Annotated in this window: 1 protein-coding gene; it reads right to left on the reverse strand. The window is 72.2% G+C overall.

Annotated elements, in window-relative coordinates; translation table 11 throughout:
- Positions 1 to 7,997, reverse strand: a 7,997-nt coding sequence (locus tag JHN63_RS43320) for a non-ribosomal peptide synthetase (protein WP_200690626.1), incomplete at both ends; no start/stop codon positions are given.

The following is a 7,997-nucleotide window of genomic DNA, read 5'->3' on the forward strand; positions in this document are numbered from 1 at the left end:
GGTACAACTCGCCCGGGACGCCGGGCGGTACGGGACGCAGGCCGGCGTCGAGGACGTAGGTGCGGGTGTTCCACACCGGGCGGCCGATCGGCACGCTCGTGGCGTCGGGTCCGATCTCCACGGCCGTCACGTCGACCGAGGCCTCGGTCGGGCCGTAGAGGTTGTGCAACTCGGCGCTGCCCAGCGTCTCGTGGAAACGGTGGGTGAGGGCGACGGGCAGGGCCTCGCCGCTGCACATCACGCGGCGCAGGCCGGTGCAGGCCGCCGCTGCCGGTTCCTCCAGGAAGAGTTGGAGCATGGAGGGCACGAAGTGGACGGTGGTGACGTCCTGTTCGCGGATCAGCCGGGCCAGGTAGGCCGGGTCGCGGTGGCCCTCGGGGCGGGCGACGACCAGGGTGGCGCCGGTGATCAGCGGCCAGAAGAACTCCCACACCGACACGTCGAAGCTGGACGGCGTCTTCTGCAACACCCGGTCGTCGGGCGTGAGTTCGTACTCACCCTGCATCCACAGCAGCCGGTTGACGATGCCCTCGTGCGGGACGACGACACCCTTGGGGCGCCCGGTGGAGCCGGAGGTGTAGATGACGTAGGCGGGGTGCGACGGGTCGTAGGACGTGGGGAGTTGAGCCTCGGGACCGGTCGGCAGGGTGTCGCGGACGACGTGCACCGGGCGGGCGTCCTCGACCATGAGGGCGAGGCGGTCCTCCGGGTAGTCGGGGTCGAGCGGGAGGTAGGCGGCTCCGGCGCGGTGGACGGCGAGCAGGGCGACGACGAGTTCGAGTGAGCGTGGGAGGGCTACGGCCACGGTCTGCTCGGGGCCCGCGCCGAGCGCGGCCAACACCCCGGCGGTGCGCTCGACTTGGGTGTCCAGCTCCGCGTAGGTCAGCCGCCGGCCCTCGAAGACGAGTGCCGTGGCGTCGGGGGTGCGGGCCACCTGGGCCCGGAAGAGTTCCGGGAGGGTGCTGGCCTGGACGGGGTGGTCGGTGGCGTTCCACTCGCCCAGGACCAGGGCGCGTTCGGAGTCCGCCAGGAGGTCGAAGTCCCTTACGGCGCGGTCGGGTTCGGCCGCCGCGTGGTCCAGGAGGCGGGCCATGCGGGCGGCGATCCGCTCGGCGGTGCCGTGGTCGAAGAGGTCGGTCGCGTACTCCAGGAGCAGGACCACACGGTCGCGGCCGGTCTCGTCCACGAAGGTGAAGTGGAGGTCGAACTTCGCCATGCCGGTGTCCATGTCGAACCACTCGGTCGCGAGACCGAGCACGTCCGGGTCGCCTTCGGAGCGGTGGTGGTAGCCGAGCATGACCTGGAAGAGCGGGTTGCGGCCGGCCACGCGGGGCGGGTTGAGAGCCTCCACGACCCGGTCGAAGGGCAGGTCCTGGTACTCGAAGGCGGCGAGGGACGACTCCCGTACGCGACCCAGGAGTTCACGGAACGTCAGCTCGTCGCCGGACACGTCGGTACGCAGCACCAGGGTGTTGACGAAGAAGCCCACGAGGTCGGCGAGGGCCTCGTCCGTGCGGCCGGCGATGGGGGCGCCGAGCGGGATGTCCTCGCCCGCGCCGAGCCGGTTCAGCAGGGCGGCGGTGGCCGCCTGGAACAGCATGAACATGCTGGTGCCGGTGGCCGTCGTGAGATCGCGCAGGGCGTGGCCGGTGGCGGTGGGCAGTTCGAGGCGGACCTTGCCGCCGTGGCCGGTCGGCTCGGTGGGGCGCGGTCGGTCGGCGGGCAGGGCGAGTTCGTCGGGCAGTCCGCGCAAGGCGTCGGCCCAGTGGGCGAGTTGGGCCTCGCCGGTGCGGGCGAGGAGGTCGTCCTGCCAGAGGGTGTAGTCGGCGTACTGCACCGGCAGCGGCGCCCACTCGGGTGCCCGTCCCTCGCGGCGGGCCGCGTAGGCGGTGTCGAGGTCCGCGAGGAAGGGGCGGTCGGACCACTCGTCGGTGGTGATGTGGTGCAGGACGACGGCCACCACCTGCTCGTCGAAGCCCAGCCTGAACACCTCGCAGCGCAGCGGGAGTTCGGTGGTGAGGTCGAAGGGGCGGCGCTGGGCGGACTCGATCAGCGCGGGCAGGTCGTCCTCGGCGCAGTCGACGACCGTGCAGGTCGGGACCGCCTCCTCGGCCGGGACGATCCGCTGGTACGGCTCGCCCTCGTGCGTCGGGAACACCGTCCGCAGCGCCTCGTGGCGTCCGGCGACATCGCGCAGTGCGGCGGCCAGTGCCTCGGTGTCGAGGCTTCCGCTCAGTCGGAAGACCAGCGGGAAGTTGTAGGCGACTCCGCTGCCGGTGATCTCCTCGACGAGCAACAGCCGTCGCTGGGCGGCCGACAGCGGGATGCGGGCGGGCCGGTCCGCGACCGGGGTGACCGCCGGACGGGCCGGGCTCGCCGCGTCCGCACGGCCCGCGAGCAGAGCGGGAGTCGGGGCCTCGAAGAGGTCACGGATGGCTAGTTCGGCGCCCAGTTCGGTGCGGGCACGGCTGACCAACCGGGTCGCGAGGAGTGAATGCCCGCCCAGATCGAAGAAGTTGTCCTCGGCGCCGACCTCCGGCAGGCCCAACACCTCGGCGAACAGGCGGCAGAGCACCTCTTCCTGCGGGGTGCGCGGGCCGCGTCCGCCGCCGAGGGCGACGGCGGGTTCGGCGTCGGGGAGCGCCCGGACGTCGAGCTTGCCGTTGGCATTCATGGGCAGGCCGTCGACGGTGACGAAGGCCGACGGGACCATGTAGTCGGGCAGTTCACGGCCGAGGTCCTCACGCAGCCGCCGGACCAGCGCGCTCGCCTCGCGGGCGGCGGTGGGGTCGTTGGCGTACGGGTGCGTGCCGCCACCGGGCCGGAACAGACCGCCGGTCAGGCGCAGTTCGGGGGACTTCAGGAAGACGGCGTCGTAGGTGCCGTCCTTCTCGGACCAGGTCGTCAGCACCCGGTATCCGGCCGCCGTGCCCAGCTCATGCAGGTGCTCGGGGTCCACACCCGCCTCGGTCGTACGGCCGTCGGGGATGCCGGTGAAGCGGAGTGCCTCGGGCCTTTCGCCGCGCGGGCGTTCGGTGGTGGCGCCGGTCGCGGACCAGCCGCCGCGCAGGAGTTCACCGATCGCCTCGGCCGACGACCAGTCGCCGCGCAGGAGTTCGCCGATGGTGTTGCCGGTGGCCCAGTCGACCGACGGGGCGTTGTCCAGGTGTACGTCCGGGTCGTCGGCGTAGAGGACGACGTCGTAGCGGTGCCGGGACAGCTCGTTGTGGTGCTGGGCGCGCTTGGTGCGCAGGTCGACGCCGTAGCCGAGGGTGGTGAAGTAGTCGGGGTCCACGAGGAGTTCCTTCTCCAGGCGCAGACCGCGCTCCACCGCCCGCTCCAGGTCCGCCTCGGCGGTGCCCCTGGCGCGCTGGATCTCGGTGTGGAAGGTACCGGCGAGCCGCAGGTTGCGGACGTCGCCGACGAACAGGGCACCGCCGGGTGCGAGCAGCTCCATCAACCCGTTTATCACGGTGGTGAGATGGTCGACGCTCGGGAAGTACTGGATGACGGAGTTGATGACGATCGTGTCGAAGTAGGCGAACGGCAGACCGCTCAGGTCCTCGGCCGGGCGGCAGCGCAGTTCGACCTTGGCGGCGAGCGCGGGGTCGCGGCGCACCTCCTCGCCTATCTTGCGGATGACCGGGGCGGCGAAGTCGGTGGCCCAGTAGGCCTCCGCCTCCGGGGCCAGGCGGGACAGCAACAGGCCGGAGCCGACGCCCACTTCGAGGATGCGGCGGGGCTTGAGGGCGCCGATGCGGGCGAGGGTGGCCTCGCGCCACTCGTGCATCTCCTCGAAGGGGATGGGCCGGCCGTCGTAGGAGCTGTCCCAGCCGTCGTACTGCTCGGTGAAGACGGCGGTGCCGATCTCCTCGTACTCGTCGGAGTAGATCTCCTGCCACTCCCCCACCTGCGCGGCCTCGGCGGCGGTGCGCTCGGACGGGTCGGCGCCGGAGGGGACGACGTAGCCGACGAGGCGTTCGTCGCGGACGACCACGGCGGCCTGGGAGACGAGCGGGTGGCGGCTGAGCGCGGTCTCGATCTCACCGGGTTCGATGCGGTAGCCGCGGATCTTCACCTGGTCGTCGGTGCGGCCGAGGAAGTCGAGGTTGCCGTCGGGGCCCCGGCGGACCAGGTCGCCGGTGCGGTACATGCGCTCGCCGGGTTCGCCGAACGGGTCGGCGACGAAGCGCTCGGAGGTCAGCGCGGGCCGGTCCAAGTAGCCCCGGGCCAGGCCGATTCCGGCGATGTACAGCTCACCGGGGACGCCGTCGGGCACCGGGCGCAGCCAGGCGTCGAGGATGTGGGCGCGGGTGCCGCGGATGGGCTTGCCGACGGTCGGGGTGTCGCTGTCGAGGGTGCCGCCGCCGAGGGTGTTGATGGTGTACTCGGTCGGCCCGTACAGGTTGTAGCCGTAGGTGCCCTCGGTGTCGCGCAGGGCCCTCCACACCGTCTCCGGTACGGCCTCGCCGCCGAGGAGCACGAGCGGCGGGACGTGGCCCTCCAACAGGCCCTGTTCGATGAGGAGTCGGGCGTAGGTGGGGGTGACGTTGACGACGTCGACGCGGTGGCGTTCGCAGTAGGCGACCAGCGCCTCGGCGTCCCGCCGCAACTCCTCGTCGCACACGTGCACTTCGTGGCCCTCGACGAGCCAGAGCAGCTCTTCCCACGACATGTCGAAGGCGAAGGACACGGTGTGCGCGATGCGCAGCCGTCGTCCGCCGGCCGAGGCGATGGCGGGCTCGAAGATCTCCTTCTGGTGGTTCAACTGCATGTTCGTCAGGCCCCGGTAGGGGGTGACGACGCCCTTGGGGCGGCCGGTCGAGCCGGAGGTGTAGATGACGTAGGCGGGGTGTTCGAGGCTGAAGCGGAGACGGACGGGAGTGTCCGGCTGGTCCGCCAACTCCCCCTTGATGTCGGGGTCGTCGAGCAACACGCGGGTCATCTCGCCGTCCAACGTGGCGGATACGGCCGTGGTGCTGAGCAGGAGGAGCGGGTTGGCGTCGGCCAGCATCAGGGACAGGCGGTCGGCCGGGTGGTCCAACTCCAGGGGGAGGTAGGCCGCTCCGGTGCGCAGGACCGCGAAGAGGGCGACCACCATGTCGAGGGAGCGCGGCAGGGCGAGGGCGACGACCCGCTCGGGGCCCGCGCCCCGGTCGATCAGCAGCCGGGCCATCCGGTTGACGGCCGCGTCGAGTTCGGCGTACGTCATGCTGCGCTCGCCGAAGACCAGAGCCCGCTCGTCGGGGGTGCGTTCGGCCTGCGCGGCGAGCAGGTCGGCGACGGTGTCCTCGGGGTCGGGGACCCGGCTGTCCGCCGACTCCCGCCGCAGCGCCTCGACTTCGGCGGGAAGGAGGGCGTCGAGGGAGCCCACCGGTGCCGTGAGGTCGGCGGTGAGGCGGTCGACGAGGAGGGCGAAGCGGTCGAGGAGAGCCTGCGCCTGGGCAGTCGGGACGAGGTCGGGGCGGTGGGAGAGGGTGACGGCGATCTCGCGGCCGGGGGTGATGACGAGGTTGGCCGGGTAGTGGGTGGCGTCCACGTTGGCGACGGCGGTGGCGCCGTGCCGGGTCTTCAGGTCGGCGAGCCGCTCCTCGGTGTCGTTGTTGCGGAGCACGAACAGGGTGTCGAAGAGCTTGCGGTGACCGGTCTCGGCCTGGAGGACACCGAGGCTGAGGTGCTCGTACGGCATGAGGTCGAGGCGTTCGCCCTGGATGCGGCGGAGCAGGTCGAGGACCGGTTCGGCGGGGTCGAGGGCGATGCGGGTCGGGACGGTGTTGAGGAACAGGCCGATGATGTTGCCGACGTCCGGGACCTCGCTGGGCCGGCCCGCGACGGTCGTGCCGAACACGACGTCGGCTCGGCCGGTCGCGGACGCGAGGGTGAGCCCCCAGGCCGCGTTGAGGATCGTGTTGAGGGTCAGGCCGTGGGCGGGGGACAACTCGCGCAGGCGGTCACCGAGTTCGGCGGGGAGGCGGGTGTCGAGCTGGTCGGGGATGACCGGTTCGAGGCCGTCGGTGGCGGTGGGCGCGAGCAGGGTCGGCTCGTCGAGACCGGCGAGCGCGGTGCGCCAGGCGGCCGTGGCGACCGAGTCGTCCTGCTCCTCCAGCCAGGTCAGGTAGTCGCGGTAACTGCCGGGCTCGGGAAGGGCGTTGGCGTCACCACCCGTCTCGTAGAGAGCGAACAGCTCGTCGAGGAAGAGCCAGGCCGACCAGCCGTCCCACAGGATCAGATGCCGGCCGATGACGAGCCTGTCGCCGCGCTCCGCGCCGAGGCGCAGGAGCAGGAGTCGGAACAGCGGGGGTGCCGACAGGTCGAAGCGGCGGTTGCGCTCGGCGTCCGTCAACTCCCGCAGGAGTGTGTCCTGTTCGTCGGCGGGGAGAAGGGAGAGGTCGACTTCTTCGAGGGGGATCTCCGGGTCCTCGACGATGAACTGCACGGGCTGGTCGAGGCCGTCGCTGGTGAAGCCCGCGCACAGACCGGGGTTGCGGTCGAGGAGGGTGCGGACGGCGGCGCGCAGCCGGGTGGTGTCCAGGCGGGTCGCGAAGTCGAAGGTCTCGTGGACGGTGTAGACGTCCAACGCGCCCTCGTCGTAGGCCGAGTGGAAGAACAGGCCCTCCTGGAGGGGGGCCAGCGGCCAGACGTCGGCGACCTCCGCCGGGGCGGCGACGGCACGGACGCGGGTCTGTTCGGCGTCGGTGAGGGTGAATGCCTCAACACGGTCGGTGGCTACGGCCGTTGCGGTGCCGGCCGCCAGCGCGAGGGCGGCGGGCGTCCGGTGGGTGAAGACGTCGCGCGGGCTGAGCTCCAGGCCCGCCGCGCGGGCGCGGCTCGCGACGCCGATGGAGCTGATGCTGTCGCCGCCGAGCCGGAAGAAGTCGTCGTCGGGGCCCGCGTCCTCGATGCCGAGGACGGCCGCGAAGATCTCGGTCAGTTGCCGCTCCAACGGCCGCTCGGGCAGGCGGCGTTCGGCGCGCTCGGCCTCGGGGGCGGGCAGCGCGGCCTGGTCCAGCTTGCCGCTGGGGGTGAGCGGGAGGTCGGCGAGGACGACGTACGCCTCGGGGACCAGGGGTGCGGGCAGCGCGTCGGCGAGGGCGGCGCGCAGGTCGGCGGGGTCGAGGGTGGCCCCGGACGCCGGGACCGCGTAGGCGATGAGTCGCTGGTCGCGGATGACGACCGCGCCCCGGGCCACTGTGGGGATGCGGGTCAACTCGGCCTCGATCTCGCCGAGTTCGACGCGGTTTCCGCGGAGTTTGACCTGGCGGTCGGTGCGGCCGAGGTAGTCGATCGTGCCGTCGGGGCGGCGGCGTACGAGGTCGCCGGTGCGGTACATGCGGGCGCCGGGCTCGGTGGCGTACGGGTCGGCGACGAAGCGGTCGGCGGTGAGCGCGGGGCGCCGGTGGTAGCCGCGGGCCAACTGGACGCCGGTCAGGTACAGCTCGCCGGGGACGCCGTCCGGCACCGGGCGCAGGCAGGTGTCGAGGACACGCAGGCCGGTGTTCCACACGGGTCGGCCGATGGGCACGGTGATGCCGGGCGAGCCGTCGTAGGCGTGGTACGTCACGTCCACGGCGGCCTCGGTGGGGCCGTAGAGGTTGTGCAGCGGGACGCCGGTCAGGGCGTGCCAGCGATGGGCGGCGGCGCCGGGCAGGGCCTCGCCGCTGCTGAAGACGTGGCGCAGGGTGCGCGCCCAGGCGGGGTCGGCGGTGACCTCGTCGGTGGCGAGGAACGCCTCCAGCATCGACGGCACGAAGTGCATCGTCGTGATGCCCTCGGCCTGGATCAGGCGGGCCAGATAGGCGGGGTCGCGGTGTCCGTCCGGCGCGGCTAGGACGACGGCAGCGCCCTCGCGCAGCGCCCAGAAGAACTCCCAGACGCTCACGTCGAAGCTGGACGGCGTCTTCTGCAACACCCGGTCGGCGGCGGTGAGTTCGTACGCGCCCTGCATCCAGGCCAGCCGGTTGCCGATGGCGCGGTGGGTGACGACGACGCCCTTGGGG

The organism is Streptomyces sp. MBT65, assembly GCF_016612545.1.
Classification (GTDB): Bacteria; Actinomycetota; Actinomycetes; order Streptomycetales; family Streptomycetaceae; genus Streptomyces.